Raw genomic sequence first — 26,158 nt, 5'->3', positions numbered from 1 at the left:
AGCATCTGATTTGTAATCAGAGGGTCGCGTGTTCGAATCATGTAGTCGGCATTGTCGAAAGGCAGAAAAGGTATTGCGAACGTAGTTCAGGGGTAGAACACAACCTTGCCATGGTTGGGGTCGCGAGTTCGAATCTCGTCGTTCGCTTAACTAGGAATTCTAGTTTAAATTTATTGTTATATTGCAGGCGTGGCTCAACTGGATAGAGTACCTGACTACGAATCAGGCGGTTGTAGGTTCGAATCCTACCGCTTGCATATAACGGGAAGTAGCTCAGCTTGGTAGAGTACTTGGTTTGGGACCAAGGTGTCGCAGGTTCGAATCCTGTCTTCCCGATTAGTAAGATTTTCTTACTTTGACTTAATTGTCAAAATGGCGGTGTAGCTCAGCTGGCTAGAGCGTTCGGTTCATACCCGAGAGGTCGGGGGTTCGATCCCCTTCGCCGCTATATTTATCAGCTGGATCTTTAGCTCAGTTGGTTAGAGCTATCGGCTCATAACCGATCGGTCGCTGGTTCGAGTCCAGCAAGATCCATATTTTTGGCTCGGTAGCTCAGTTGGTAGAGCAATGGATTGAAGCTCCATGTGTCGGCGGTTCGATTCCGTCTCGCGCCACTTTAGCTTAGAGCTATTTTATGCGGATGTAGTTTAATGGTAGAACCCCAGCCTTCCAAGCTGGCTACGCGAGTTCGATTCTCGTCATCCGCTTTATATTTGGGAGTTTAGCTCAGTTGGTTAGAGCACTGTGTTGATAACGCAGGGGTCCCAGGTTCGAATCCTGGAATTCCCATAATGGGTATGTTATGTATCTATTCATTGTTAATAAGCCTGTGGGGGGTTACTCAAGAGGCTGAAGAGGACGGTTTGCTAAATCGTTAGGTCGGGAAACCGGCGCGAGGGTTCGAATCCCTTACCCCCCTTTGTTTGACGTCTATTGGTGAATAGGCGTCTTTTGGACGTTAAAGTATTATTTTTATAATTTTGAGTTTTAAAGTTTAAAGATAATAGGGTTTAGAAAGGAGGGGGAATGGCTTTTCTAACGACTGACGAAGTGAACGAGCTTAAAACTTCGGTTAATATTGCGGATTTAATTTCACAATATGTAGCTTTATCTCGCAATGGGAAGAACTACTTGGGACTCTGCCCTTTTCATAGCGAAAAAACACCATCGTTCAATGTGAATGCTGAAAAAGGATTTTACCATTGCTTTGGCTGTGGTAAGTCGGGAGATGTAATTGAATTTTTGAAGGAATATAAGCAGATTGGCTTTGTAGACGCGGTTAAGGAACTGGCTGATTTTGCAGGGATTCAGATTGATTTCGGTGAAAAAAGTGAGGACAAGCAAAATCCCAATGCTCCTCTCTATGAGATTAACAATCAGGCTGCCCGTTTGTACAATACATTACTGATGTCAACGACTTTGGGAGAGCAGGCGCGACATTACTTAGAAGAACGGGGAATTGATGCCGATACTATAAAATATTTCAATATTGGATTGGCTCCTGAGGAAGAGGATTTTATTTATCAAAATCTATCCTCTAAGTTTGAAGAAGATATTTTAGTAAATTCTGGTCTGTTTCATTATTCTAATCGAAAAGTATTTGATGCTTTTACAAATAGGATCATGTTTCCTATTACGAATGAATATGGACAAACGATTGGCTTTTCTGGACGAAAGTGGCAGGAGAATGATTCTGCTAAGGCGAAATATATAAATACTTCGGTGACGGCAATTTTTGATAAGTCTTTCGAATTGTGGAATTTAGATCGGGCAAAGCCAAGCATCACCAAGCAGCGTGAAGTTTATCTTATGGAAGGATTCATGGATGTTATCGCTGCCTACAAAGCGGGGATAACCAATGTTGTCGCTTCTATGGGAACGGCCTTAACGGAAAAGCATGTGCGGCGTCTAAAGACATTTGCTAAAAATTTCGTATTAGTTTATGATGGAGATTCAGCAGGGCAAAATGCAATTTATAAAGCGCTCGAGTTAATTGGGGAAGTACAAGTTCAAATTGTAAAAGTACCTGAGGGGCTAGATCCTGATGAATATTCTAAGACTTATGGGCTGACAGGGTTGTCAGCACTGATGGAGACTGGTCGAATTCAGCCCGTCGAATTTCTGATTGATTTTTTACGGCCTGCCAACCTAACAAATCTGCAAGTACAACTTGATTTTATTGAGCAAATAACGCCGATGATCGCACGAATTCCATCGATTACGGCACAAGACGCATATATAAGAAAATTAGTTGAGATTTTACCTGATTTCGAGTATAATCAAGTGGAGCGTGCTGTCAATATGCGGCGGGAAAATATGCAGCTTACTGACAGTTCCATCAGTAATTCAGAACGATCAAGTTTGGCTGAACAATTACCTGAGGATTGGTTAGTACCTCCACCTATGGATGATGAGCCAATCAGAGGAGGGGCGAGTAGCTCTGCTTTACGCAATAATTGGACGCAGCAGTCTTCTAAAACTGTGGTGCCTAAGTTGTCACGTTCTGAGCGGGCTGAGGAGCAGTTATTGCACCGGATGATTTATCATTCTGCTGTTTTGAAAAAATTTGCTCAGGATGAAAACTTTAGATTTGTCCATAAACGTTATCAAGAGTTATTTGATAAAATTTTACTGGAGGCGATGGTGTATGAGGAAATTGATGAAACCCATCTGGCAAGTGAATTAAGCGGGGAGCTGCGCAGTTTGTTTTACCAGATCATCGGCTTAGATTTACCAGAAGCTGCGTCAAGTCAAGAAATAAATGATTTGGTTGCCGCTTTTTCTAAGGAGATGGAGCAATTGAAATTTGAAGAACTCATTCAGCAATTAGAGGCAGCCAAAAAGGCTGGAAATCATGAGCGCGAGTTAGAGTTAACACTTCAAATTATTAATCAAAAGAAAAAATTATAATAATTTTTTAGTACTGATAAGTTACTGATCAGGCTGTAAGTTGTCAAATAGTCCTGACAGGTTTGTCAAAGGGCTTTAGCCATTGAGGAGGATTGCATTGGCAGGAAATAAAAAAAGAATTAGTCAAATCGCTAAAGAAACAGGCGTTCAAAACCGTGTTTTGGTTGAAAAAGCGCAAGAGATTGGCTTACTTGTAAAATCACATTCAAGCTCTGTTGGTCCTGGGGAAGAACGTCGTCTTCTTGATGCCCTAGGCGTGAAACCAGTTGTTGTGGAAAAGAGGGCAGTGCCAGAATCCATCGCCAAGGTTGAAATCAAAGCAAACGGGGAAACCTTTGATGTGAAAGCTTTTGAAAAAGCTGTGAAAGACTATATTGCAAAGCGTAAACCGCTCGGTGAAGCATTGGATGTGGAAATCATGGACGAACTTTCAGTCAAATATGGAATCGTTGATGACGCGTTGGAAGATTTGTTTAAACAAATTCAAGATGCAGGCATTTCGATTGTGGATAAGGATGGTAATCCTAGCCCGCTTGCGCTTGTGACAGATGAGGTAGAGCAAGAAGAAGTTTCAGATACAGCCATGGACGAAATCGTCACGAATGTTCGAATTGATGATCCAGTGCGGATGTATTTGAAAGAAATTGGTCGTTATCCACTGATTTCGCTGGAAGAAGAAACAAAGCTTGCTGAAGCAATCATTGCTGGTGGTGAAGAAGCCGAATTTGCTAAGCAAATGTTAGCTGAAGCTAACTTGCGTCTTGTTGTTTCAATTGCAAAACGTTATTCTGGACGCGGTATGCAATTTTTGGACTTGATTCAAGAGGGAAATATGGGCTTGATGAAAGCTGTGGATAAATTTGACCACACGAAAGGTTTCAAATTCTCTACTTATGCGACATGGTGGATTCGCCAAGCCATTACACGTGCCATTGCTGACCAAGCGCGTACAATTCGTATTCCAGTGCATATGGTTGAAACAATCAATAAATTGATTCGTGTGCAACGTAATCTTTTGCAAGATCTGGGACGTGACCCTTCACCAGAAGAAATTGGTAAAGAGTTGAATATGGCTCCGGATAAAGTACGCGAAGTCCTTAAAATAGCACAAGAACCTGTATCTCTTGAAACACCTATTGGTGAGGAAGATGATTCACATTTGGGAGACTTTATCGAAGATGATGTGATTGAATCTCCTGTAGATTACACGAACCGCGTGCTTTTGCGTGAGCAATTGGATGAAGTGATGGATACCCTCACTGACCGTGAAGAAAATGTTTTGCGGATGCGTTTTGGCCTTGATGATGGACGCATGCACACTCTGGAAGATGTCGGTAAACAATTCAAAGTGACTCGTGAGCGGATTCGTCAAATTGAAGCTAAAGCTATTAAAAAATTGCGTCATCCTCGTCGTTCAAAACCTTTGCGCGACTTTATGTAAAAAAAACTTACTGACAGAGCTGTCAGTAAGTTTTTTAGACGAAAAAAGCAAAAGACTTGCTAAATTTTTATAAAATGATTATAATAAAACTATCAATGGTCAAAATTGGTCAAACTTTTTATCTAAAGAGGGAGATATGATGCATTGATTTTTTCCTTTTGATGTAAAATAAAAATAAATGCTCACTTTTATGGCGTTGTACTTAGCAAAAAGTTGCACATCAAAAGAATCGAACACTGCGTGTGCCCTTTGCACACAAAGAATGGATAAGGAATCAAAGGAGGAAAGCGATGCTTTGTCAAAATTGTAATATTAATGAGGCGACGATTCACCTTTATACAAGTTTGAATGGTCAGAAAAAACAAATTGATCTTTGTCAAAATTGCTATCAAATTATGAAATCTGGTGGGCAAGAAGCGTTGTTTGGTGCAGGAAATGCTTCAAACGGTAATACTGACGAACCTTTCAACCCATTTAATGATATTTTCAGCGCCTTACATGGGCAAGATTTCAATGGAAATGCCAATCAAACGCCACCAACACAAACAGGTGGACGTGGTCCGCGCGGTCCGCAAAATCCTCGGGCAAAACAACCTAAAGGAATGTTAGAAGAATTTGGAATTAACATTACAGAGTCAGCTCGTCGTGGTGAAATTGACCCAGTGATTGGGCGTGATGAAGAAATCAAACGGGTCATTGAGATTTTAAATCGCAGGACTAAGAATAATCCTGTGTTAATTGGTGAACCTGGTGTTGGTAAAACAGCAGTTGTTGAAGGTTTAGCGCAAAAAATTGTGGACGGAGATGTGCCACAAAAACTACAAAATAAAGAAGTGATACGTCTTGATGTTGTTTCTCTTGTTCAAGGAACAGGAATTCGGGGACAATTTGAAGAACGAATGCAAAAATTAATGGATGAAATCAGAAAACGTAATGATGTGATTATGTTTATTGATGAAATCCATGAAATTGTTGGTGCTGGTTCTGCCGGTGATGGCAATATGGATGCAGGAAATATCCTAAAACCTGCGCTTGCGCGTGGTGAGCTTCAATTGGTCGGAGCAACAACGCTCAATGAATATCGCATCATTGAAAAAGATGCTGCGCTTGAACGTCGGATGCAACCGGTCAAAGTTGATGAACCATCAGTTGAAGAAACGATTACGATTCTTCGAGGGATTCAACCACGCTATGAAGATTATCATCACGTGAAATACACTGATGAGGCGATTGAAGCAGCTGCTCATTTGTCAAATCGTTACATTCAAGACCGGTTCTTACCAGATAAAGCCATTGACCTTTTGGATGAGTCGGGTTCTAAGAAAAATCTAACACTTAAATTTGTTGATCCTGAAGATATCAATCGTCGAATTGCAGAAGCAGAAAAGAAGAAAAATGAAGCGACTCAAGCTGAAGATTTTGAAAAAGCCGCTCATTTCCGTGACCAAATCAGCAAACTCCGTGAATTGCAAAATCATGAGGTTTCAGATGAAGAAAGTCCAGTCATCACTGAGAAAGATATTGAGCAAATTGTGGAGCAAAAAACTCAAATTCCAGTTGGTGATTTGAAAGAAAAAGAACAAACCCAATTGATTAATTTGGCTGATGATTTGAAAGCTCATGTGATTGGACAGGATGAAGCAGTGGATAAGATTGCTAAAGCCATCCGTCGTTCTCGTGTGGGACTTGGTAAACCTAATCGTCCAATTGGTTCTTTCCTCTTTGTCGGACCTACTGGTGTTGGTAAAACTGAACTTGCTAAACAATTGGCGATGGAACTTTTTGGTTCAAGTGAAAGTATGATTCGTTTTGACATGTCGGAATACATGGAAAAACATTCGGTGGCCAAATTGATTGGAGCCCCTCCAGGATATGTAGGTTATGAAGAAGCAGGTCAATTGACTGAACGTGTTCGTCGTAATCCTTACAGTTTGATTTTATTAGATGAAATCGAAAAAGCACATCCGGATGTGATGCACATGTTCTTGCAAATTCTTGAAGATGGACGCCTGACAGATGCACAAGGACGGACCGTATCCTTTAAGGATAGTTTGATTATTATGACCTCTAATGCCGGAACGGGTAAAGTTGAAGCCTCTGTCGGTTTTGGTGCTGCCCGTGAAGGACGAACTAAATCAGTGCTTGGTCAACTGGGTGATTTCTTTAGCCCTGAATTCATGAACCGTTTTGACGGAATTATTGAATTCTCTGCATTGAGTAAAGAAAACTTACTTAAAATTGTTGATCTCATGCTGGGTGATGTCAACCAACAAATTGGACGTAATGAAATCCACTTGCAAGTCACTCAAGCTGCAAAAGAAAAATTAGTTGATTTAGGATATGACCCTTCAATGGGTGCGCGTCCACTGCGTCGTACAATTCAAGAACATATTGAAGATCCAATTGCTGATTTTTATATTGAACATCCAGAATATAAAGAATTGGTCGCTGATGTGATTGATGATAAAATCGTCATCTCCAACCAAGCGCAAGAAACGACAGAAACAACTGATGAAGCAGTCCCTGCCGAGTAAGATGATTCTGTTGAGAAATCAGACTTACAGTGAAATAAAATAATAAAAAAAATTACTGACAACTCCGTCAGTAAGTTTTTTAATCCATTCCGTCAATCCATTCATCAAGATAGCCGAGATTGTAGTTATACTGGGTTTCCTCGGCAACTTGGGCGAGTGACACATTTGATAAAGTGCGTACAAGTGTATTTTCGATTTCATCAAGGGCTGTAGTAATGGCACAACGCTGAGCTTTCCCTGACTCTGTTCCGATAAAATTTTGCAAAAGCCCTTGACTTTGAAAAATTCGTCCCCGTCCTTCAATGGCTAAAAAAACATCATAAAAACTAATGTCGTGAAGGTCTTTATTGAGGGAGAAGCCGCCATTTTTTCCTGGGGTAGAACGCAAAAGGCCTTCATCGACTAAAGATTTAATAATTTTTTTGAGATAAGAGGGAGAAACTTTGAGGCGATTGGCAAGTGCAATTGATGACATGGTCCGATTCTCAGGAAGTCTTGCCAAAATCAGCAAGACGTAAACCGATTGTTCCCAACCAGAAGATAATTTCATAATAAAACTCCTTAAATATTTTTGGTGAAAATAATTGACAGGTGCTACAAAAAGTAGTATCATTTATATTAGAGATAAGAGATATCTCTAATAACTATAATTATTTATTTCTATTATAGCAAAAAAAGAGAGAAAACTCATCTAAATAAAAAAACGGAGGACTACATCATGGTAGTTAAAGTTGGAATTAACGGGTTTGGTCGGATTGGGCGTTTGGCATTACGTCGCATTCAAGAAGTCGATGGCGTGGAAGTTGCCCATATCAACGATTTGACAGACCCAGCAATGCTTGCCCATTTGCTGAAATACGATACCACACAAGGGCGCTTCAATGGTACCGTGGAAGTGAAAGAAGATGGTTTTGAAGTAAACGGAAAATTCATCAAAGTTACGGCTGAACGTAATCCAGAAGACATTCAATGGGCTGATTCTGGGGTTGAAATCGTGCTTGAAGCCACAGGTTTCTTTGCGACAAAAGAAAAAGCAGAAAAACATTTGCATCCTGGTGGAGCGAAGAAAGTCGTTATTACAGCACCTGGTGGAAATGATGTTAAAACGATTGTCTTCAATACCAATCACACGATTCTTGACGGCACTGAAACAGTCATTTCTGCAGGTTCTTGTACGACAAACAGCTTAGCACCAATGGCGGATGCCTTAAATAAAAACTTTGGCGTTAAGGGGGGAACAATGACTACTGTTCACTCTTATACGGGTGACCAAATGACACTTGATGGCCCACACCGTGGTGGAGATTTCCGTCGTGCGCGTGCAGCAGCTGAAAACATTGTTCCAGCATCAAGCGGAGCGGCTAAAGCAATTGGTCTTGTTTTGCCTGAACTTTCTGGTTTGATGAAAGGTCATGCGCAACGTGTTTCAACGCCAACAGGATCAATTACGGAACTTGTCACAGTGCTTGAAAAACATGTCACTGTCGATGAAGTCAACGCAGCCATGAAGGCGGCAGCAAATGAAAGCTTTGGCTATAATGTTGATGAAATTGTCTCATCAGATATTATCGGTATGGCTTATGGTTCCCTTTTTGATGCCACTCAAACTGAAGTGACAGATTTGAAAGACGGCGGACAATTGGTTAAAACTGCTGCATGGTATGACAATGAAATGAGTTTCACTGCTCAATTAATTCGTACGCTTGAATACTTTGCAAAAATCGCTAAATAATTTTTACTGACCTGCTCGTCAGTAAACTTTAAGAAATAGAAATAAAAAATTACTGACCGCTTACTGATCAGTAATTTTTCTGTCTAAATCGCTCTATGCAGCAGTAAAAAAAGTTACTGACAGAGCTGTCAGTAACTTTTCCTTGTTTTTTATTTTACAATAATCATGCCATCTTTAATTTCCCAAGGGTCATTCATATTGATGTGGTCATAGAACATCACACCGTTCGTGTGGTCAATCTCATGTTGAACACAAATTGCTGGGAAATCTTTTAAGCGAATTTTTTTCTTTTCGCCTTCTTTGTTGTAGTATTCCACAGTCACACGGGCATGACGAACGACATAACCTGGTACTTCGCGGTCAACAGAAAGACAGCCCTCACCACCTTCAACAGCCGCATCTTGGACAGAGTGGCTCACCACTTTTGCATTATACATGATTTCACGCATTTTGTAAGCTTCTTTAGGGGCAATTTCATTTCCATCTTCATCAACTTCAGGTTCATTGGGAATCAAAACGGCGATGACTTTTTTGAGCAAGCCAAGTTGGTTTGCTGCAAGTCCAACTCCACCACGGAGCCCCATTTTTTCAGCCATGACAGGATCTTGAGAATTTTGCAAGAATTGCATCATTTTCTCACCCAAGATAATGTCTTCATCTGATAAAGGTAAAGCTACTTCCTGTGCTACTTCGCGCAAAGTAGGGTAGCCTTCACGGATAATATCTTCCATATTAATCATATGGCTTGGTTTAATTAATTTGGCTTGAATTTCATCACGGTTCATTATTAAAAAACACTTCCTTCTCTTTTTGTAAATATAGTTCAATTATAGCATATTTTTTCGTCTTAAAATGGTAAAATTGAATTAAAGATTTACTGACGGAGCTGTCAGTAAGAAAATTTGATCAAATCCAGAAGTAGAAAGGATTTAAGTAAAAATTAAATGAAAGAATACAGACAAAACGTCGCAGCCATTATTCTTAATAATGAAAATAAAATTTGGTTAGGAAAACGAGCCGATGGCGCCAGTTGGGGCTTTCCACAAGGCGGTATTGAAGCTGGTGAAAAACCAGAGGCAGCGATTATTCGAGAACTCTCAGAAGAAATTGGGACCAAAGATTTTGAAATCATTGGACAATATCCAGGAACTTTAAAATATGATTTTCCTAAAGAGATGAAATTTCCAACTTGGACTTATGCTGGCCAAGAACAACATTATTTTCTTGTCCGATTGCATGAAGAAGCAAAAATTAATCTTGAAAGCCATCCCGAAGAAATTGAATTTTCAACTTATCAATTTTTAGCTCTTTCTGACCTTATGAAAATGGATTTCGGCTTTAAAAATGAGGTTTATCATCAAGCATTAGCTTATTTTTCAAACCTAATAGAAAAGAATTAAAGGAAAAAGTATGCCAATAGAAAGAATAACAGATAATAAATTTGAACTTGTTTCAAAATATGAGCCAGCCGGTGACCAAGGTGAGGCGATTGCTGAGTTAGTAGAAAATATCGAAAATGGAGAAAAAGCGCAGATTTTACGTGGTGCAACAGGAACGGGGAAAACCTATACCATGAGTCAAGTCATTGCTCAAACGGGCAAACCCACTTTGGTCATGGCGCATAATAAAACATTAGCTGGTCAATTATACAGTGAATTTAAAGAATTTTTCCCAAACAATGCCGTGGAGTATTTCGTATCCTACTATGATTATTATCAACCCGAAGCTTATGTGCCAAGTTCTGATACCTATATTGAAAAAGACAGTTCGGTCAATGATGAAATTGATAAGTTACGCCACAGTGCAACCTCGGCTTTACTTGAGCGAAACGATGTGATTGTTGTGGCCTCAGTTTCTTGTATTTATGGTTTGGGTTCACCCAAAGAGTATCAAGATTCCGTGGTTTCATTGCGTCCGGGGCAAGAAATTTCTCGTGACCAACTCTTAAACGATTTGGTAGGAATTCAATTTGAGCGCAATGACATTGACTTTCAACGGGGCTGTTTCCGCGTTCGTGGGGATGTTGTAGAAGTTTTTCCAGCCTCTCGTGATGAGCATGCCTTTCGTGTTGAATTTTTCGGTGATGAAATTGACCGCATCCGTGAAATTGAAGTTTTGACCGGACAAGTTTTAGGTGAAGTGGACCATTTGGCCATTTTCCCAGCGACACATTTCATGACAAATGATGACCGTATGGAAGAATCAATTGCCAAGATAGAAGCAGAATTAGAAGAGCAATTAAAAGTTTTCCGCTCAGAAGGAAAACTTCTTGAGGCTCAACGTTTAGAACAAAGAACCAACTACGATATCGAAATGCTCCGTGAAATGGGCTATTGTAATGGGGTTGAAAACTATTCACGTCATATGGACGGGCGTGAGGAAGGCGAACCTCCTTATACTTTGCTTGATTTCTTTCCTGATGATTTCATGATTATGATTGACGAATCTCACATGACCATGGGGCAAGTAAAAGGAATGTATAATGGGGACAGAGCGCGTAAAGAAATGCTTTGTAATTATGGCTTTCGTCTGCCTTCAGCCCTCGATAACCGTCCGTTAAAAAGAGAAGAATTTGAAAGTCATGTGCATCAAATTGTTTATGTTTCAGCAACCCCTGGCGACTATGAGATGGAGCAGACCGATACTATTGTTGAACAAATCATTCGTCCAACAGGTCTATTAGATCCTGTCGTAGAAGTTCGACCAATGATGGGACAAATCGATGATTTAGTTGGTGAAATTCATAAACGAGCTGAGAAAAATGAACGAGTATTTGTTACGACTTTGACTAAAAAGATGTCCGAAGATTTGACGGCCTATTTCAAGGAAATGGGGATAAAAGTTAAATATATGCACTCGGATATCAAAACATTAGAACGAACCGAAATTATTCGGGATTTGCGTTTAGGAGTCTTTGATGTTCTGGTGGGAATTAATTTGCTGCGTGAGGGGATAGATGTGCCAGAAGTTTCTTTAGTAGCGATTTTGGATGCTGATAAAGAAGGATTTTTACGTAATGAACGTGGTTTGATTCAGACAATCGGTCGTGCGGCACGTAATAGTGAAGGGCACGTTATCCTTTATTCTGATATGGCTAAACCACTTGACGAAAATGATCCTGCCGATAAGGAAATATTAGATAGTGGCTATTATACAGAATACGAAGGCGAAAAATACAAGATTACACGCTCAATGAAGCACGCCATTGATGAAACGGCACGTCGTCGTGAAATTCAAATGGCTTATAATGAGAAACATGGAATCACGCCTCAAACCATCAAAAAAGAAATTCGTGATTTGATTGCCATCACTAAGAAAACAGATTCTGGTGAGCTTGAGGAAGTTGATGCAAGTGCGATGAATAAGAAAGAGCGCAAGCAGTTGATTGCTAAATTAGAAAAAGAAATGCAACAAGCAGCTAGTGCCCTTGACTTTGAAGGAGCTGCTCAACTCCGTGATATGGTTTTGGAACTCCGTGCAATGGACTAGGAAGAATAAGAAGAATAAATTAATAAAAATTCACTTTTAAAGTGAATTTTTATTTTGCTTTTTATAATAAAAAGACTTACAAAAGCCTTTTTATCACAAAACAAAGATTAATTATACAAAAATAGTTGACTTTGTTTTAATTAAGTGTATAATTATGCTTATCGTCGTATAAAAAGGAGAAACAAATGAATACAAAAAAATGGATGGTTGGAATAATAAGCCTAATGGCGCTTACGGCCCTAACGGCTTGTGGGAATAAAACGCAAACCTCAAAAAGTAGTTTAGAGCGAGTTAAAAGCGCTAAAGTTTTGAAGGTAGCAGTTTCACCAGATTATCCACCCTTTGAATTTCAAATGTTAAAAAATGGAAAAAACCAAGTGGTTGGTTCTGATATTGATCTGGCAAAAGCAATTGCTAAAAAGTTGGGAGTTAAAGTCCAGATTGAACCCATGGATTTTAATAATGTGCTGGCTAGTTTGAGTACAGGAAAGGCTGATATAGCAATTTCTGGCATTTCTAAGACGCCTGAGCGTGCTAAAAGTGTAGCTTTTTCTGATATTTATTACGAGGCCGATAACGCGCTTGTAGTAAAAAAATCAGAGCTTGAGCGTTATACAAGTGCTGCAGATTTCAAAGGTAAGAAAGTAGCGGCGCAAAAAGGCGCTATTCAAGAAGAAATCGTCCAAAAGCAACTTAAGGGAGCCAGCGAAATTGCCCTTCCTGCGATCACAGATGAAATTAACGAGGTCAAAGCTGGTCAGGTGCAAGGAGCAGTGATTGAAGGTTTGATTGCCAAAAGTTATGTAGCTGTTAATCCAGACTTAGCGATTGCGAAGCTTAAGCTTAAAACCCCTACTGATAGTTATGGTTCTGCTGTTGCCTTACCAAAAGGTGAAACAGAATTGACAAAAGTGATTAATGAAGTCATTAAGTCACAAAAAGCAAATGGACAAATTGAGCAATCAATCCAGAGCAATTATAAACTTTCTCAATCAGCCAATAAATAAGGGGGAACAATGACAACAGCAATAGAACTTCTCAAGAACCTTGTTGAAATTCCCTCTCCATCAGGTAAAGAAGAAAAAATCTTAAGTTACATTGAAAAACTCCTAGAGGAAAAAAAGTTTGACTTTGTGCTTCGTCAGAAAAATTTTGTGGCTGGGCAGTTAAAAGCCTCACCCAAAGCGAGACAAGCTATTATTTTAAGTGGACATGTAGACACGGTTGTTCCAGGAGCACAGGCGGATTGGACGTATGAACCTACTCGTGCTGTGGTACAAGGGGGCAAAATCTATGGCCTTGGGGTGAGCGATATGAAAGCAGGAGTAGCTGGCAATCTACTTACAGCCTTTTCTTTAGTAGAAAAAGAGGTCAGCCCTGATATTTGGGTGGTCGGCACAGCGCGTGAAGAACTAGATGGACAAGGCTCAGAAGATTTTGCGCAGTGGTTTGTAAACAACACACATTATGAATCCGCCTTCTGTATTATTGCTGAGCCGACAGATTTGGAAAAAATTTACATCGGTCAGCGAGGCAATCATTTTATGAGATTGACCTTTCAAGGAAGAGCAGCACATGCTTCCGATCAAATACATTTTAGTGAGAGTGGATTGGGCAAAGCCAGTAAGTTTTTAGCTGCTATAGATAAAATTGCGGAAAGCTTAGCCATCTACAAAAACGATCGCTTAGGGCTTCCTTCTTTTGTTGCAACAGCTGTCACTGCAGGTGATGCTACTTCACCGAATAAGACAGCAGCTCAAGCACAAGTGATTGTGGATTGCCGGCTAACTCCAGAGTTAGAAGCTGATTTTCAAAATGTTATGACGGCTTTAGCACGGCAATATCATTTTACCTACGAAGATGTGGTTAAACCGGTCTTATCAACACTGACCGATGAGAAAACTCCTATTATAAAGTTACTGACCGAGCTGTCAGCAGCAAAATTAACAGCTGCTGTGGGTTCCAATGATCAGGGACTTTTTGAAGCGGTCGGAATACCCACGGTTGTGTTTGGTCCCGGGCAACATGCCCAAGCTCATGTGGTTAATGAAAGTTTTGTGCTCAAAAACTTGGAGCAACATGTGAGCCTACTTTGTGACTTCATCGAAAAACTATAAAAAAAAATACTGACAGCTACTTTTTGTGTTCTGTCAGTATTTTTCTTATGTTATTTTGTCTGGTCAGCGGCTTCATCAACGATGAAAGTAAATTGACACGTGGTCACTTTTTTTCCATCGACATAAGCAGCAGCATCAGCTGTTCCAACTTTACCACGGAATTTAGTGATTTCAAATTCAAGTTTCATCACGTCACCTGGAGTCACTTTTTGACGGAATTTCGCTTTATCAATTCCACCAATATAGGCCATCTTACCTTGAAATTCTTCTTTTTTAAGAATTAAAATTGACCCAGCTTGAGCAAGCGACTCAAGGATTAAGACACCGGGGAAGGTTGGATTTCCAGGAAAATGACCGTTGAAGACTTCTTCATTTATCGTCACATTTTTAGTGGCAACAATTTTATTCTCAGAAAGCTCGTCAACATAGTCAATAAACATGATAGGATAGCGATTTGGAATCACCTCCATCACCTCAGTGGCCGTCATTGCATATTTTTTAGTCATTTTATCTTCCTTTTCTTTTGGAAATACTTAAAGGGCGAAACGGACAGAGCGGTCAGTAAATTTCCAGCTTGACAGTTCCAGTTTTTTAAGTTAAAATTTTATGTATCAAGTATTTTGATATACAAAACCTTTTACAATTAATCTTAGCAATTTTTTGTAGGAGTGTCAACTTTTTATTAGGCGTGTTCGGAGTTTTCTCCTCACAACACGTAAATTAATGAGAGAAAAGGACTTATTTTATTTATGTTTTTAGAAGGTAAAAAAATCGTCATCATGGGCGTTGCCAACAATAAATCAATTGCTTGGGGATGCGCGAAGGCGATGAAAGATCAAGGTGCGACACTCATTTACACCTATCAAAATGAGCGCATGGAAAAACAATTAGCAAAACTATCTGAACCAGAAGATTTGTTAGTAGAGTGTGATGTAGCTTCTGATGAGTCAATTCGCCGAGCTTTTGCTACAATCGAAGCCCGTGTAGGTAAAATTGATGGATTGGTGCATGCCGTAGCCTATTCCAAAAAAGAAGAGCTTGGCGGTAATGTCACAGACATCTCTCGTGATGGATACGCTCTTGCACAAGATATTTCTGCATATAGCTTACTTGCTGTCTCAAAAGCAGCAAAACCTTTACTCGTTAAGGGTGCTGGGATTGTAACCTTGACTTATATGGGTTCAGAACGTGCGATTCCAAACTATAACGTCATGGGAATTGCCAAAGCTGCTCTTGAATCAACAGTTCGGTATTTGGCTGCTGAGATGGCACATGTTGGTGTTCACGTTAATGGGATCTCTGCTGGAGCCATCAAAACTCTTGCAGTTTCAGGCGTAACCGGTTATAAAGATTTGATTAAAGAATCAGATAGCCGTACTGCTGATGGAGTTGGTGTGACGATTGAAGAAGTAGGTCATACTGCAGCATTCCTTGTTAGCCCTCTTGCTTCAGGAATGATTGGAGACATCGTTTACGTTGACAAAGGTGTTCATTTGACTTAAGGATAAATAAAAACTGACCAACTGGTCAGTTTTTTTATAGCCAAAAGTATAAAAAAGTTACTGACCAATCTGTCAGTAACTTTTTATTTGTTAAAGGTGTATATTATTTACGATTTTGCTTTCCAGCATTTCGTCCACCAGTTTTGTTTTGTTTTTCCTTATCATTGCGTTCACTAGTGATGGCTTTAAAATTTTCTTGAACACTGCTAGGAGTGACATCCTTAAGGCCTTCATTATTGATTTTTGGAGGATTTTTTGTAAATTCTTCATCAATTTTTCGGCGCATCCGAGGTTTCATGATGAAGCTGATGATGATTTGTTGAATGACCATCACAAGACCACCTACGGCCCAATAGAGGGCAACACCAGCTGGAGACATGAAACTAAAGATAACAATCATCGCTGGGCTCATGATTAACATGGCCATCCCTGTTTTCTTCTGTTCAGGGGTCATCGATAAGGTTGAAATCCACGTTTGGATAAAGTAAAGCGCACCGGAAATAATCGTTAAGACAATGCTAGAATGCCCCAAGTTAATCCCGTAAAATGTAGCGCTAGAAATTCCTGTGGTATAAGCAGCAGCATTATAAAGGGCGATAAAGAAAGGCCATTGAATCAGCATAGGCAAGCAGCCCAAAGAGGCAAACATGTTGATTCCATTATCTTTTTGAGCCGCCATTAACGCTTGTTGGGCTGCCATGCGTTCCTCAGGAGTTTGTGCATTTTTAACCCGCTCTTGTAAAGGGGCAAATACTGGGGTAAGATAAGCCATTTTTTCTTGCATATAAGTTGATTTGTAAGCTTGGTTTAAACCTAAAGGCAAGATGAGAAAACGGATAATCAAGGTAACTAAAATGATGGCCCAACCATAGCCCATGCTTAGATTATGTGCAAATAAGTCAACAAAAGCAGACATTGGACGCACGAGCAAATTATAAGTTATCCCATGTGTAGCAGCTTCCGTTGGCACGCGCACACCATCAACAATATGTGTTTGGACACAGCCAGACAAAAGCAGAAGACCTGCTGCAGTCAGTCCCGCCAGAGTTAATTTTTTCTTCATTTTTTTCAAATAAGTTCACTTTCTATAAATTAAACATACTTACCTATTTTACCTAAATTTTGACTTAATTTCAATAGGACTAAAGGATGAAAAGTCACTGACAGCTCGGTCAGTACACTCTTAAGAATCAAAATAAGAACTTGTAAACTTTGTTAAAAAAAACCTGCTGATAAGCAGGTTTTAATCGCTTTATAAACGAAAGTTTATGCTTTTTCCATAGCAATGATTGCTTTCAAAATTGCTGCAGTCTCTTTCCAATCGCGGACGGTAATGGTTTCAATTCCCATTTGTACAACAGGATAATCATTACCACCTGGTTGAGTCATATCTCCGAAGTAAAGAATTTCATCTTTCGTCACATTAAGTTCTTCCATCAAATGATTCATACCAAACTCTTTGTTTTGACCAGGAACAAAACCATTGATCGTAGTTGTTCCAGCCACTTCAAATTCGAACTCAGGAGCATACTGACTAGCAAGCTCAGCAATCGCATTCCGTTTGGTCATATCTGGATCCCAAGCTTGTTTAGCTTCGACGCCTGCTTTTTGACCGATAGCAGAATAGGCAATCATGGATTCACGATTTTCATTGATTTCATCCCCAGGGGCAAGAACAGATTCATCCCAGTATCCCAATTCGCGCGCTGCTTTTTCAAGGGCGCCCATGATGGCATTGGCTTGCTCATCAGTCAGGGCATAATTGAACACTTGTTTCCATTCGCCATCTTTATAGGCATAATATTGAGTTCCTTGGGCAACAAATAAATGGAAATTTTCCAATTTTGCGTGTTCAGGCAAATTGTTAATGATTTGAATCAAAAATTGATCATATTTTTGTCCAGAGATCGGCGCAATTATATATTTTTGAGACAATTCGGCAAGTAATTCGGCCATTTCAGGGAAAATCGGCATTTTTGGTTCATTGAGTGTGTTGTCAATGTCGAAACTTAATATTTTTTTCATAAGTCTTCTCCTATATATTCTATATCAACGCTTACATTATAACATTTTTCTAACAAAAAAAACAATCTCACCTGTAGATTGTTCATTTTAGTTAAGTATGTTGGCGCGCCTTAGTTAAGGCAGGTACAATTGCCATCGTCAAGATGACAGCGATAATCACCTCAGCAATAGAATTACCAGTGATAATAGAAGCAAGCAATGCTCCGAAAGTTTGATGAGTGACCGTCCTAAAGAATAGGAAAATAAAACTTAAAACAAGGACTGTATTTGTTGCTGTTCCCACAAAAGCTGCCAAACCAGCGCCAAAGCGACGAGGCATCAGTTTATAGATATAAGCTGGTAGAAGGCCAACCAGAACCCTTGGCACAATAGCAACTACCAGAGCCCACATTGAGCCGTGATTTGTTCCTGGTAGTGGTTGTAACGGACTAAAAAGAAAGCTCGAAGGGAGAGTGACAATTGTAGCATTGACCAGACTAATTATTCCCATTACTAATCCAAGGAACGCGCCCTTACGGGCTCCCAATACGATCGAACCAATGATAACAGGAATGTGTAACAGGGTAGGCACGATTGGTAAGGGCCAAACACTATAGATAATTTGACTCAAAATTTGGATGACAACCATGATTGCAATAAAGATGGCTAAAATTGCCACATCAGACGCTTTTGATTTTTTCATAAATACCTCATGAGATGTGCCTATGATAAGGTTAACATTAACACTAATTTAAAAACACATCAATTTATAATGATGGCTGGAGCGCAGAAACAATATCAGCTAGCTCAGCAAGGGCGCCTTCACCAAAATCTCCACAAGCCAGAAGAGATTTTTTAGGCTGAATCATATTATAATCTATTTTTTTAAGAATCTCAATATTTCTTTGGGTGAGGGGATGTTGATACATTTTAGTATTCATCGCAGGTGCCAAATACTTAGGTGTACCAGGTTCCAGGGCCAGAGCGACAGAAGTGACAATATCATCAGCACGTCCTTGTGCCAGGCGGCTGATGGTATCTGCTGTTGCCGGCGCTACGAGAAAAAGCTCTGTTTGTTTTGCCAATTCGATATGATTGACCACAGCAGGTTGTTCCTCGTCCATAATATCCAAGTGGACTTTATTTTTCGAGAGGACTTGTAAAGTTAAGGGCGTGATAAATTGAGTAGCAGCTCGGGTCATCAAGACGGTGAGCTCATGACCCTGCTTCGTTAATAAGGAGACAAGATCAGCGGCTTTGTAGGCAGCGATAGAGCCAGTAACAGCCAAAGTAATTTTAGTCATGACGAAGTTCCTCCGATTTTTTAAGAATTGTTGCAGCAATTTGCGACTTATTTTTCATACTGATGACTTGGTCAGCATCTTTTTCTGACACAAGATAAGCCAAATGCGCTTGACCCTGAATATTTTCCAAATCATTAGCTATAATAAAATCAGCTTTTGTTTGACTTAATTTTTCGTGTGCAATTTTCAAGAGTCGTTCGGGAGTTACACCCGAAAGGAGTTTAAAGCCAAAAAGGAGCACATCAGGGTTCCACTGCTTGACCGCATTGATAATTTTAGGGGTCTTTTCGAGGAGCATAATCTGGAAATCAGCCTTTGATGAAATTTTCTTTTCTCTTTTTGGCCGAAAAGTGGTTAATGATGCTTCTGTCAGCTCATCAGGTAAATGCTCAAAGTCTGTCATATAAACAGGGCGATAATCGCTCACTGCCATACTGTGTACCACAACATCAACTTGGGGTACAACATCTTGCATCACTTCATAAAGCGACTGAGTACCCATGATAGGTACTAGGGTCAATCGTTCTTGAGGTTCAGGGCGGAGTGCCTTATCACCTGAGAGCAAGATGACCTCGTGGCCTGCGCGTAAGAAATACTCAGCCGTCAATTTACCAAGTGCACCTGTGGCAAAGTTACTAATTCCACGTACATCATCTATCGGCTCGGTCGTTCCACCAGAAGTAATCAATACTTTCATAATTTATCCATCTTTCCTATTTGCCTTCATTTTAGCCTAATCGAAAAACTTTTTCAAGAAAAGCTTATCTTCTTTCATTTGGGGGAACTGACCGTTCCGTCAGTAAGGATAGAACCGTCACTAACAATAAAGGGGGAACACCTTATTTTTTTCTTATTTCTCCAGCTTGAAAGAGGGTTCCTTCAGGCAAGTCAGTAAAAATAACATTAATTGCTGAAGCAGGCGCACCTGCATGTTTAGAAATGGAAGCAGTAATCTCTTTAGCAATGGCAGCTTTTTGCTCCACAGTACGTCCTTCAAATAACTCTACATGAACAAACGGCATAATATAAACCTTTAAAATATAGTCCAACTATATTTTTCTTTCTATTAATAAACTCTCTCTATTTTATCATAAAAGAAGACAAAAACTTGCAATTTTTTATAATTATAGTATAATGGTCGAGTTATAACTTTCGTACAGATAACATAAGAAATTATGTCGATAGAGAGGCGAAATTATTATTCCTTAAAGAATAATAATTTCGCCTCTTTTTGTTTAAAAATAGGAGGACACTTATTGCATGAAAAAAACACAAAATTTTCACCTTTTAGCTGCAGTGATTGCCGCAGGGCTCTTATCATTTTCAGGAGTACTTATCGAAACAGCGATGAATGTTACTTTTCCAAAATTGATCCAGGAGTTTGGTCTGAATACCTCAAAAATTCAATGGGTAACAACGATTTATTTATTAGTAATCGCAGTTATTATTCCCCTTTCTTCATACTTTAATCAGCGCTTTTCAGCACGCCAACTTTTTATAGTTGCCAACCTCTTTTTTATGGTGGGCGTCCTGATAAATTGCTTTTCTCCTAACTTTACGTTGCTGTTATTAGGACGGCTTTTCCAAGGGATAGGAACAGGAATTGGGCTTCCTCTGATGTTCCATTTGATTTTAACGAAAGCACCTCTAGAAAAAAGAGGAGCTATGATGGGACTGGGTACGCTCACAACCTCGATTGCACCAGCTATTGGTCCAACTTATGGGGGAATTATCGCCAATATTCTTGATTGGCGATACATCTATGTTTTTCTCTTTCCACTCATCATTATTTCGCTGATTCTTGGTTTATTTTCCCTTCCACAAGAAGTACCAAAAGAAAAGAAACCTTTGGCTTGGCGACCTGTACTTACCCTTTCCTTCATGTTTGTTGCCTTTATTTGGGCCTTGAGTGCTGACAGTCTTATCTTATTCTTTAGCTTATTGCTTGTTGGAGTAGTGAGCGCCTTACTTTTCGTTCATTACAATCGCCAAGAAACCCTTATTCAATTATCTATTTTAAAGCATCGGCGCTTTGTGGCACTTTTATTTAGCCTTTTAGTGTATCAAGCTCTACTTTTAGGCCTATCATTTTTAATCCCTAACTATTTACAAGTCTCAGGAGGACATAATTCCTCTATTGCGGGATTATTCATGTTCCCTGGAGCACTGATTGGTGCTATATTAGCCCCTATTTCAGGGAAATTACTGGATCAGATTGGAGCAAAAAAACCCATTATTACAGGTTTAATTTTGGCAAGTGTGGGACTTGTTCTTCTCTTTGTTCTTCTAGCTACAAAATCACTCTTTCTTCTTTTAGGAGCGCACATGATTATGATGCTAGGCCTTGGAATTTCTTACAGTAATCTTATGACTTCTAGTTTAAGTACTCTCAAAGCACAAGAGCTCTCGGATGGTAATGCTTTAGTCAATACAGCCCAACAGTTTATTGGTGCGGTAGCAACAGCACTCGTGGCTAGTATTCTCACACTTTTTCAAAGGATTAACGGATTTACGCAGGGCACCAGTAGAGGTACTTCTCTTATTTTAGTGTTATTCTTTATTCTTATTTTGATTAGCCTTAGCTCAGCTTTATATGGTTTGAAAAAAAAGATTTAAGTTCATAAAAAAACCTCGACAGAAACGAGGTTTTTTATGGTTTAAATTATTTTCTATCTTTTTCTTTTTCCAAAATAATTTTACGGCATTCTGCCAAGATATACTTTGCATCCTTTTCAGAAAGCTCTGCATTAATGAAAAGTTGAGGTGTTTTTGAAAATCTGTCGTTAAAATCAAGGGTGCTTAAGACTAAATCAATTTTATCCTCATTTGAAGCTGTAGTTAGCTTACAATTATATAGAGGATTAAGTACAGAACGTATACTACGCATGAGGATTCTTTCTACATAAACAGGCACGTCTGTATCAAGGTAAATATTAATCTCTGGTTCAAAATCTTGAGGAGGAAAAACCATAACATAGGCTTGCGCATAACGTACAGCTAAAGTTTTTCTAGCATTCAGCTCAAGGTGAGGACTCGTCTTGCAGATAAAATCATAAATTGTTGGAATGAGGTGAGGAAATTTATCCATTGCATAAGCTGTTAAATTGATATCAGAGATATTAAAGTAACAATTTGTAAAAGTATCAATAAAGATATGAGAAGCAATCAGAAGACCTACAAATGTATTTCCTTGACTAGTCTCTAATCCGAACTCAGGATGCTGCTTTCTCACAAAATTTATAAATTGGCTGATACTACTATAAACGGGATGCGAAAGTCCTTTAATACTATGTAAAAATTCTTGATTATTTTTTCTCACCATTGAGAAATCAGGAAAGGTCTGTAGAAAATTAAAAATGAATTTTATTTCTGAACTACCAAGAGAAAAATTCTCCTCCAGATAACCCTTAAATGGCTTATAAAAAGGACTTAGTTCAATTAAGATACTTGAGTAACTTGGGATATTGTTCTCAATCGGTTCGAGTTTGATATTTGCTCTGGCAATATTAACAGCAAAAATATAAGCCAATTGTTGACGTTTTCCTGTACTGATTGAGACACTCGTGCGAGATGATATAAAGTTCACAAGACCATCAATTTTTTCTTGGGGAATTAAATCAAAAGGCCAATCTAATCCGCGATAAGTCCGCCATAAAAAAGTAATAAAGCAGTAACGAATGGTAGCCTCGTCTCCTAAAATCACCAGCTCGCCTTTTCGTATAGAAATAGAAGCTTTTACATATTTTAAGAGCTGGTTTACTTTGCGAATTTGACGTTTAAAAGTACTTTCACCAATATAATTTTCCACGCAGAAGGTATGGAGGTTAACGGTTTTATTTGAAAGAAAAAGTTTGACCAATGCATAAATTGGAGTTGATTCAATGATGGCTACCTTCAAATTTTGAAGATCTAACTTATTCCCAAGAAAACGATAATTGTTATTCGGAGAATAAACAATCGCCTCCTTATTATAAACCTTAAGTGAAAAATCATTTAATTGATTAATGTATTTGTAAATAGTCCTCCGATCTAAGCCAGTAGCAGCAATCAACTGTTCAATATTGACACCATCTATTTTATTGTAAAGTAACTTTAAAATGACAACCTTATGTGTAATATCACGATTAAAAAGTGGCTCATAATAGGCTTCTTTATCTTTCTCAAACATTCTTTATCTCCAATGAATATCGTATTCTATCTAATACTAGTATAGCCGAAAGCCTGTCACTGAGCAATACCCTCTTTAAAAAGTAAAGAAATGAATCATTTATTAATAAAAAGTCTTAAAACAAAAGGAAGAAAGCGGTTAATCATCTCCCTTTAAAAATATAAATCCCACTATTTGGACTTTTAGAGTTCAAAAAACGAACAAAAAGCTCTCTTTAGGTTTGTTATAATAAAAGAGCAATGTCCTTCTGGTTGACGGAGGACTCATAATTCTTTGAAATGAATGAGAAGGTGGACTAAAAGTGATGACTAAACGAAAAAATCCTATTTTCAAAAAACAGATTAAAAGAAAGAAAAAAATGAAGATCAAGAATTTGAAGTATAAAAATATCGTAGTAAAGATTTAAGACGATATAATGTTTTAGCTAGAGCTTGCCAAAATTGATAATTTAGTGAGCTTTTTAATTTTAAAATAAAGGTAAGATTAGAAAATATAGAGAAACTATGAGTACAGATAATATATTTTATACGCGCTTAAGAACACTGAGTCATAAACTCGGAAAATCCCTTAATCAAGTTGAAAAAGAATTGGGCTATCCTAGAAATTCGTTAAATAACTATAAAAATCACCAAATGCCTTCCGGTGTGAGGTTGATGGAAATCGCAGATTACTTTAAAGTAACGCCCGATTATCTGCTTGGTAAGTCCAATAGTATGCAAATTGAATCCGTCAATGAAATATTTGAAGAACTTTCTCCTAAACAAAAAATCGAAATGTACGATCTCTGTAAAGATTGGTTAAATGAAGTGGTTGCAAGTTAATCTCGTAATTAAAAAACGTCCAGAACAGGACGTTTTTTATTAGTTTAGTGAAAGAATATCCTCTTCATTATTAACAGGAAATTCTTTATAGTCTAATTCATTTTTTAATGCTGGAGTTAAGGAAATTTTACGAATCCGTTGGTTATTGTAGGTCGAATAGTAATAGCTCCCAGATTCTGAGCACATAGATGCAGTATAACAAGTATAGTCAATCGAGTTGGAAGCAGTAATTACAATACCTTTAGGAAGACTTACAGATTCTAAAATATGATGAGAAAGGGTAACACCTTCAATCTCATTCGCAGCAACAGTTGTATAATTTTTTAAAAAAGCTGTTCGAACAAAACGAGAAGGTGGGGTAAAATCTCCAGGTAAACCAAATGTTCCTGAACCTTGCCCAAAAGGATCCAGCCTTCCTCCCAAAAAATTGACGGATTCACGTTGATGGGGCGTAAAAGATAAATAATTTCTTAGGTTGGTTTCGTGCCAATGGTAGTCAGGACTATTTGTCATGACGCCCATAGAGTCCTCAATAATCACTATTCCACCAGCTCTAGGCTCAATAATCAAGGATTGACCAGACTTATCAGAAAAGATGTAATGAAGTGGTGGAGTAACATTCAAAGTAGGGTTACTCTCATCAACAATAGTAATCTCTTGCTCGAAAAGTTGTCGGACTTCTTGGAGGTTTTGAGCCCTTGTGAGGACAGTGGGAACCACTTTGTCTGGTGCAATCGCTTGTTTGTCTAATGCTTCTTTACTATATTCGGCAAACCTTGGGAAATAGAGTGTTGCTGCGGTGACCCCCATCTCATTAATACCATCAAAAAGAATAGGCCCACTTTCAGAAAGTTCACCCATCCCGAGGCAACAATATTCGGAAGTTATCGTTGTTTGTGAACGATAAGAGGTTTTGAAAGTTTTATCTCTTGGAATGAAAACAACTTGCTCTGCCATTTCTATTTGGAAATCCATAGTACGTGACAAGAGATGCTTTTTATCTTCTGTTTCTAGTGTGAAACTACTACAACCTATCATATCTTTCTCCAGTATTTATTAAGATTCTTTCTCTTATCCTAATACAAAAGTAGAGGTACTTCAAGTTCTAAAAGCGAACTGAAGAAGCGCAAAAAATGGTTTTATTAATGTTTGCATATGAACGCTACGTTTGTTAGGAGAAAGATGAGGTAACGTACCAAGACATAAGTTACCATCATAAGAGCAATAAGGAGTTCAAGATAAGAAAGAAGTGTGAAAAAAGGATGAGAGAGAAGACCATTTTGGAGCACAAGGTGTACAGCTGTAGCTGAAATGACTAAGGGAAAAGTAAAAGCAGCATAGCTAGGATAGAAGTTAGCATGTGATATTTTTCTAATCGTAAAAAGGGTAAGAAAGTAAATCGATTGAGATAATATGAAGAGAAAAATTATAAAATTTTTGCCTTGCGTTCCAAAAACAGAGAGATAACCAACTAAACAAAGAGAACCTGGGGCAGTAAGAATTGTGATAAGAGGCAGAGCAGATTCATGTAACTGTTTAAAAATAAATATACGCTTAATAATTAGAGGGAGGAGCAAAAAATAGAAGAAAAGAGCAAAGTAAATGACAATCTGACCTGTCTTTAAATGAAAAGCAGGACAAGTACTGGCAATTACACCGATGCCTACAAAGGTAATAAACCAGCTTGGATAGATATTTTCCATTTTTAGTTTGGGAACTTTAATAATATGTAAGAGGAAAAAATAAATCATCAATATAAAATGAAGTACTACCGCGAACCACCAAAGACCGTCGATGAACTTAATATCTGGGAAAGCACGACAGAGAACGCTACTAATAACCATCAAACTCATTGTAAAAGTTGGCGACACGGAAGCAATGATGGGATCTCTTAAACTCCTTATCGCATGTTTTGGAGTTAACACTATCTTGGCAAAGACTAGACACATTAAAAGTAAACCAGCAAGAATATAGAAAATTCCTAGCGTTTTATGTCCAACTGTTAAGAGAAGATTTCCTAAAGAGATAAGGGCTAAGATTAGCCCACAAATAGGGAGGGGGAGTTTTTCTAAAAAATAGATAAGTTTTTCTTTCATAAAGACACGTAGCCTCCTAATATATATTTGTACTTTATTA

At 38.6% G+C, this 26,158-nt stretch carries 23 protein-coding genes and 9 tRNA genes; 20 read left to right on the top strand and 12 right to left on the bottom strand.

Annotated features, from left to right (window positions below; all coding sequences use genetic code 11):
- Positions 1–75: 75 nt before the first annotated feature.
- The 12 genes from JKP71_RS08885 (at position 76) to JKP71_RS08830 (ending at position 6,885) form a co-directional block, all read left to right on the top strand.
- A tRNA-Gly gene (locus JKP71_RS08885) sits at positions 76–147 on the top strand.
- A gap of 36 nt (positions 148–183) precedes the next feature.
- Positions 184–257 (top strand) — tRNA-Arg (locus JKP71_RS08880).
- A gap of 5 nt (positions 258–262) precedes the next feature.
- Positions 263–336, top strand: a tRNA-Pro gene (locus JKP71_RS08875).
- A gap of 38 nt (positions 337–374) precedes the next feature.
- Positions 375–448, top strand: a tRNA-Met gene (locus JKP71_RS08870).
- Between the two features lie 12 nt (positions 449–460).
- Positions 461–534 (top strand) — tRNA-Ile (locus JKP71_RS08865).
- 7 nt (positions 535–541) lie between these two features.
- Positions 542–614 (top strand) — tRNA-Phe (locus JKP71_RS08860).
- A gap of 22 nt (positions 615–636) precedes the next feature.
- Positions 637–707: transfer RNA gene (locus tag JKP71_RS08855), tRNA-Gly, on the top strand.
- Positions 708–715: 8 nt separating this feature from the next.
- Positions 716–789: transfer RNA gene (locus JKP71_RS08850), tRNA-Ile, on the top strand.
- A 42-nt stretch (positions 790–831) separates the two neighbouring features.
- Positions 832–919 (top strand) — tRNA-Ser (locus JKP71_RS08845).
- A 107-nt stretch (positions 920–1,026) separates the two neighbouring features.
- A complete protein-coding gene (gene dnaG / locus JKP71_RS08840; RefSeq protein ID WP_200407735.1) occupies positions 1,027–2,910 on the top strand; it encodes a DNA primase in 1,884 nt (627 codons plus the stop codon).
- Positions 2,911–3,007: 97 nt separating this feature from the next.
- A complete protein-coding gene (rpoD, locus tag JKP71_RS08835) occupies positions 3,008–4,351 on the top strand; it encodes an RNA polymerase sigma factor RpoD (protein ID WP_082272265.1) in 1,344 nt (447 codons plus the stop codon).
- A gap of 290 nt (positions 4,352–4,641) precedes the next feature.
- Entirely contained in the window at positions 4,642–6,885 is a 2,244-nt protein-coding gene (locus tag JKP71_RS08830) for an ATP-dependent Clp protease ATP-binding subunit (protein ID WP_200407734.1), read from the top strand.
- 79 nt (positions 6,886–6,964) lie between these two features.
- On the opposite strand, the gene JKP71_RS08825 is transcribed toward JKP71_RS08830, so the two are convergent.
- Complete coding sequence (locus tag JKP71_RS08825; RefSeq protein ID WP_075524416.1) at positions 6,965–7,435, bottom strand: Rrf2 family transcriptional regulator; 471 nt, start codon at positions 7,433–7,435, stop codon at positions 6,965–6,967.
- Positions 7,436–7,603: 168 nt separating this feature from the next.
- On the opposite strand from JKP71_RS08825, the gene gap reads away from it, so the two are divergent.
- The gene (gene gap / locus JKP71_RS08820) at positions 7,604–8,617 is read left to right on the top strand and encodes a type I glyceraldehyde-3-phosphate dehydrogenase (protein ID WP_075524417.1); all 1,014 of its coding nucleotides are present in this window, start codon (positions 7,604–7,606) and stop codon (positions 8,615–8,617) included.
- Between the two features lie 149 nt (positions 8,618–8,766).
- Here gap and def read toward each other — a convergent pair whose 3' ends face one another.
- Positions 8,767–9,402, bottom strand: a complete 636-nt coding sequence (def, locus tag JKP71_RS08815) for a peptide deformylase (protein ID WP_075524418.1) — start codon at positions 9,400–9,402, stop codon at positions 8,767–8,769.
- A gap of 159 nt (positions 9,403–9,561) precedes the next feature.
- Between def and JKP71_RS08810 the strand changes: the two genes are divergently transcribed.
- The 4 genes from JKP71_RS08810 (at position 9,562) to JKP71_RS08795 (ending at position 14,223) form a co-directional block, all read left to right on the top strand.
- Positions 9,562–10,017: an RNA pyrophosphohydrolase gene (locus JKP71_RS08810; RefSeq protein ID WP_200407733.1), complete on the top strand. Its 456-nt coding sequence runs from the start codon at positions 9,562–9,564 to the stop codon at positions 10,015–10,017.
- Between the two features lie 10 nt (positions 10,018–10,027).
- Positions 10,028–12,106 (top strand): excinuclease ABC subunit UvrB, encoded by a 2,079-nt coding sequence (gene uvrB / locus JKP71_RS08805; RefSeq protein WP_200407732.1) that lies wholly within the window; start codon positions 10,028–10,030, stop codon positions 12,104–12,106.
- A 185-nt stretch (positions 12,107–12,291) separates the two neighbouring features.
- Complete coding sequence (locus JKP71_RS08800; RefSeq protein ID WP_200407731.1) at positions 12,292–13,113, top strand: ABC transporter substrate-binding protein; 822 nt, start codon at positions 12,292–12,294, stop codon at positions 13,111–13,113.
- Between the two features lie 9 nt (positions 13,114–13,122).
- Complete coding sequence (locus JKP71_RS08795; RefSeq protein WP_200407730.1) at positions 13,123–14,223, top strand: M20 family metallopeptidase; 1,101 nt, start codon at positions 13,123–13,125, stop codon at positions 14,221–14,223.
- A gap of 50 nt (positions 14,224–14,273) precedes the next feature.
- Here the strand turns inward: JKP71_RS08795 and fabZ are convergent, their stop codons facing one another.
- Positions 14,274–14,729, bottom strand: a complete 456-nt coding sequence (gene fabZ / locus JKP71_RS08790; protein WP_075524423.1) for a 3-hydroxyacyl-ACP dehydratase FabZ — start codon at positions 14,727–14,729, stop codon at positions 14,274–14,276.
- Positions 14,730–14,972: 243 nt separating this feature from the next.
- On the opposite strand from fabZ, the gene fabI reads away from it, so the two are divergent.
- Positions 14,973–15,725 carry an enoyl-ACP reductase FabI gene (gene fabI, locus JKP71_RS08785; RefSeq protein ID WP_075524424.1) on the top strand — a complete coding sequence of 251 codons (753 nt, stop codon included), beginning with the start codon at positions 14,973–14,975 and terminating at the stop codon, positions 15,723–15,725.
- Positions 15,726–15,828: 103 nt separating this feature from the next.
- Here the strand turns inward: fabI and yidC are convergent, their stop codons facing one another.
- From yidC to thmT, 6 genes are all read right to left on the bottom strand, one after another.
- Complete coding sequence (yidC, locus tag JKP71_RS08780) at positions 15,829–16,797, bottom strand: membrane protein insertase YidC (RefSeq protein ID WP_075524425.1); 969 nt, start codon at positions 16,795–16,797, stop codon at positions 15,829–15,831.
- A gap of 194 nt (positions 16,798–16,991) precedes the next feature.
- Positions 16,992–17,750, bottom strand: coding sequence for an HAD-IIB family hydrolase (locus JKP71_RS08775; protein ID WP_075524426.1), 759 nt, complete (start codon positions 17,748–17,750; stop codon positions 16,992–16,994).
- Between the two features lie 91 nt (positions 17,751–17,841).
- On the bottom strand, positions 17,842–18,432 hold the full coding sequence (locus JKP71_RS08770) for an ECF transporter S component (RefSeq protein WP_200407729.1): 591 nt from the start codon (positions 18,430–18,432) through the stop codon (positions 17,842–17,844).
- Between the two features lie 64 nt (positions 18,433–18,496).
- Complete coding sequence (gene coaC, locus JKP71_RS08765) at positions 18,497–19,033, bottom strand: phosphopantothenoylcysteine decarboxylase (RefSeq protein ID WP_075524428.1); 537 nt, start codon at positions 19,031–19,033, stop codon at positions 18,497–18,499.
- On the bottom strand, positions 19,026–19,730 hold the full coding sequence (locus JKP71_RS08760; protein WP_200407728.1) for a phosphopantothenate--cysteine ligase: 705 nt from the start codon (positions 19,728–19,730) through the stop codon (positions 19,026–19,028). The genes coaC and JKP71_RS08760 overlap by 8 nt, the downstream gene beginning before the upstream one ends.
- A 142-nt stretch (positions 19,731–19,872) precedes the next feature.
- Positions 19,873–20,055, bottom strand: a complete 183-nt coding sequence (thmT, locus tag JKP71_RS08755; protein ID WP_200407738.1) for a 2-hydroxymuconate tautomerase — start codon at positions 20,053–20,055, stop codon at positions 19,873–19,875.
- Between the two features lie 238 nt (positions 20,056–20,293).
- Here thmT and JKP71_RS08750 point away from each other — a divergent pair, with 238 nt between their 5' ends.
- Positions 20,294–21,649: an MDR family MFS transporter gene (locus tag JKP71_RS08750; RefSeq protein WP_200407727.1), complete on the top strand. Its 1,356-nt coding sequence runs from the start codon at positions 20,294–20,296 to the stop codon at positions 21,647–21,649.
- Between the two features lie 46 nt (positions 21,650–21,695).
- On the opposite strand, the gene JKP71_RS08745 is transcribed toward JKP71_RS08750, so the two are convergent.
- A complete protein-coding gene (locus JKP71_RS08745) occupies positions 21,696–23,201 on the bottom strand; it encodes a helix-turn-helix domain-containing protein (protein ID WP_200407726.1) in 1,506 nt (501 codons plus the stop codon).
- Positions 23,202–23,704: 503 nt separating this feature from the next.
- Between JKP71_RS08745 and JKP71_RS08740 the strand changes: the two genes are divergently transcribed.
- A complete protein-coding gene (locus JKP71_RS08740; protein ID WP_075524432.1) occupies positions 23,705–24,022 on the top strand; it encodes a helix-turn-helix domain-containing protein in 318 nt (105 codons plus the stop codon).
- A 39-nt stretch (positions 24,023–24,061) separates the two neighbouring features.
- Here the strand turns inward: JKP71_RS08740 and JKP71_RS08735 are convergent, their stop codons facing one another.
- Entirely contained in the window at positions 24,062–25,060 is a 999-nt protein-coding gene (locus tag JKP71_RS08735) for a choloylglycine hydrolase family protein (protein ID WP_200407725.1), read from the bottom strand.
- A gap of 104 nt (positions 25,061–25,164) precedes the next feature.
- Positions 25,165–26,118, bottom strand: coding sequence for a TDT family transporter (locus JKP71_RS08730; protein ID WP_200407724.1), 954 nt, complete (start codon positions 26,116–26,118; stop codon positions 25,165–25,167).
- Positions 26,119–26,158: the final 40 nt, after the last annotated feature.

It is taken from the genome of Lactococcus taiwanensis (assembly GCF_014905395.1).
GTDB classification, from domain to species: Bacteria; Bacillota; Bacilli; order Lactobacillales; family Streptococcaceae; genus Lactococcus; species Lactococcus taiwanensis.
This window is presented reverse-complemented; position numbering and strand designations above follow the sequence as displayed.

Excerpts from the sequence above, each read along its gene's own strand:
- JKP71_RS08735 (WP_200407725.1), bottom strand. The coding sequence starts at position 25,060 with ATGATAGGTTGTAGTAGTTTCACACTAGAAACAGAAGATAAAAAGCAT.
- thmT (WP_200407738.1), bottom strand. The coding sequence starts at position 20,055 with ATGCCGTTTGTTCATGTAGAGTTATTTGAAGGACGTACTGTGGAGCAA.
- gap (WP_075524417.1), top strand. The coding sequence starts at position 7,604 with ATGGTAGTTAAAGTTGGAATTAACGGGTTTGGTCGGATTGGGCGTTTG.
- JKP71_RS08730 (WP_200407724.1), bottom strand. The coding sequence starts at position 26,118 with ATGAAAGAAAAACTTATCTATTTTTTAGAAAAACTCCCCCTCCCTATT.
- JKP71_RS08830 (WP_200407734.1), top strand. The coding sequence starts at position 4,642 with ATGCTTTGTCAAAATTGTAATATTAATGAGGCGACGATTCACCTTTAT.
- JKP71_RS08775 (WP_075524426.1), bottom strand. The coding sequence starts at position 17,750 with ATGAAAAAAATATTAAGTTTCGACATTGACAACACACTCAATGAACCA.
- coaC (WP_075524428.1), bottom strand. The coding sequence starts at position 19,033 with ATGACTAAAATTACTTTGGCTGTTACTGGCTCTATCGCTGCCTACAAA.
- def (WP_075524418.1), bottom strand. The coding sequence starts at position 9,402 with ATGAACCGTGATGAAATTCAAGCCAAATTAATTAAACCAAGCCATATG.
- fabI (WP_075524424.1), top strand. The coding sequence starts at position 14,973 with ATGTTTTTAGAAGGTAAAAAAATCGTCATCATGGGCGTTGCCAACAAT.
- dnaG (WP_200407735.1), top strand. The coding sequence starts at position 1,027 with ATGGCTTTTCTAACGACTGACGAAGTGAACGAGCTTAAAACTTCGGTT.
- JKP71_RS08770 (WP_200407729.1), bottom strand. The coding sequence starts at position 18,432 with ATGAAAAAATCAAAAGCGTCTGATGTGGCAATTTTAGCCATCTTTATT.
- JKP71_RS08825 (WP_075524416.1), bottom strand. The coding sequence starts at position 7,435 with ATGAAATTATCTTCTGGTTGGGAACAATCGGTTTACGTCTTGCTGATT.
- JKP71_RS08760 (WP_200407728.1), bottom strand. The coding sequence starts at position 19,730 with ATGAAAGTATTGATTACTTCTGGTGGAACGACCGAGCCGATAGATGAT.
- JKP71_RS08750 (WP_200407727.1), top strand. The coding sequence starts at position 20,294 with ATGAAAAAAACACAAAATTTTCACCTTTTAGCTGCAGTGATTGCCGCA.
- JKP71_RS08810 (WP_200407733.1), top strand. The coding sequence starts at position 9,562 with ATGAAAGAATACAGACAAAACGTCGCAGCCATTATTCTTAATAATGAA.
- JKP71_RS08745 (WP_200407726.1), bottom strand. The coding sequence starts at position 23,201 with ATGTTTGAGAAAGATAAAGAAGCCTATTATGAGCCACTTTTTAATCGT.
- JKP71_RS08800 (WP_200407731.1), top strand. The coding sequence starts at position 12,292 with ATGAATACAAAAAAATGGATGGTTGGAATAATAAGCCTAATGGCGCTT.
- uvrB (WP_200407732.1), top strand. The coding sequence starts at position 10,028 with ATGCCAATAGAAAGAATAACAGATAATAAATTTGAACTTGTTTCAAAA.
- JKP71_RS08740 (WP_075524432.1), top strand. The coding sequence starts at position 23,705 with ATGAGTACAGATAATATATTTTATACGCGCTTAAGAACACTGAGTCAT.
- JKP71_RS08795 (WP_200407730.1), top strand. The coding sequence starts at position 13,123 with ATGACAACAGCAATAGAACTTCTCAAGAACCTTGTTGAAATTCCCTCT.
- fabZ (WP_075524423.1), bottom strand. The coding sequence starts at position 14,729 with ATGACTAAAAAATATGCAATGACGGCCACTGAGGTGATGGAGGTGATT.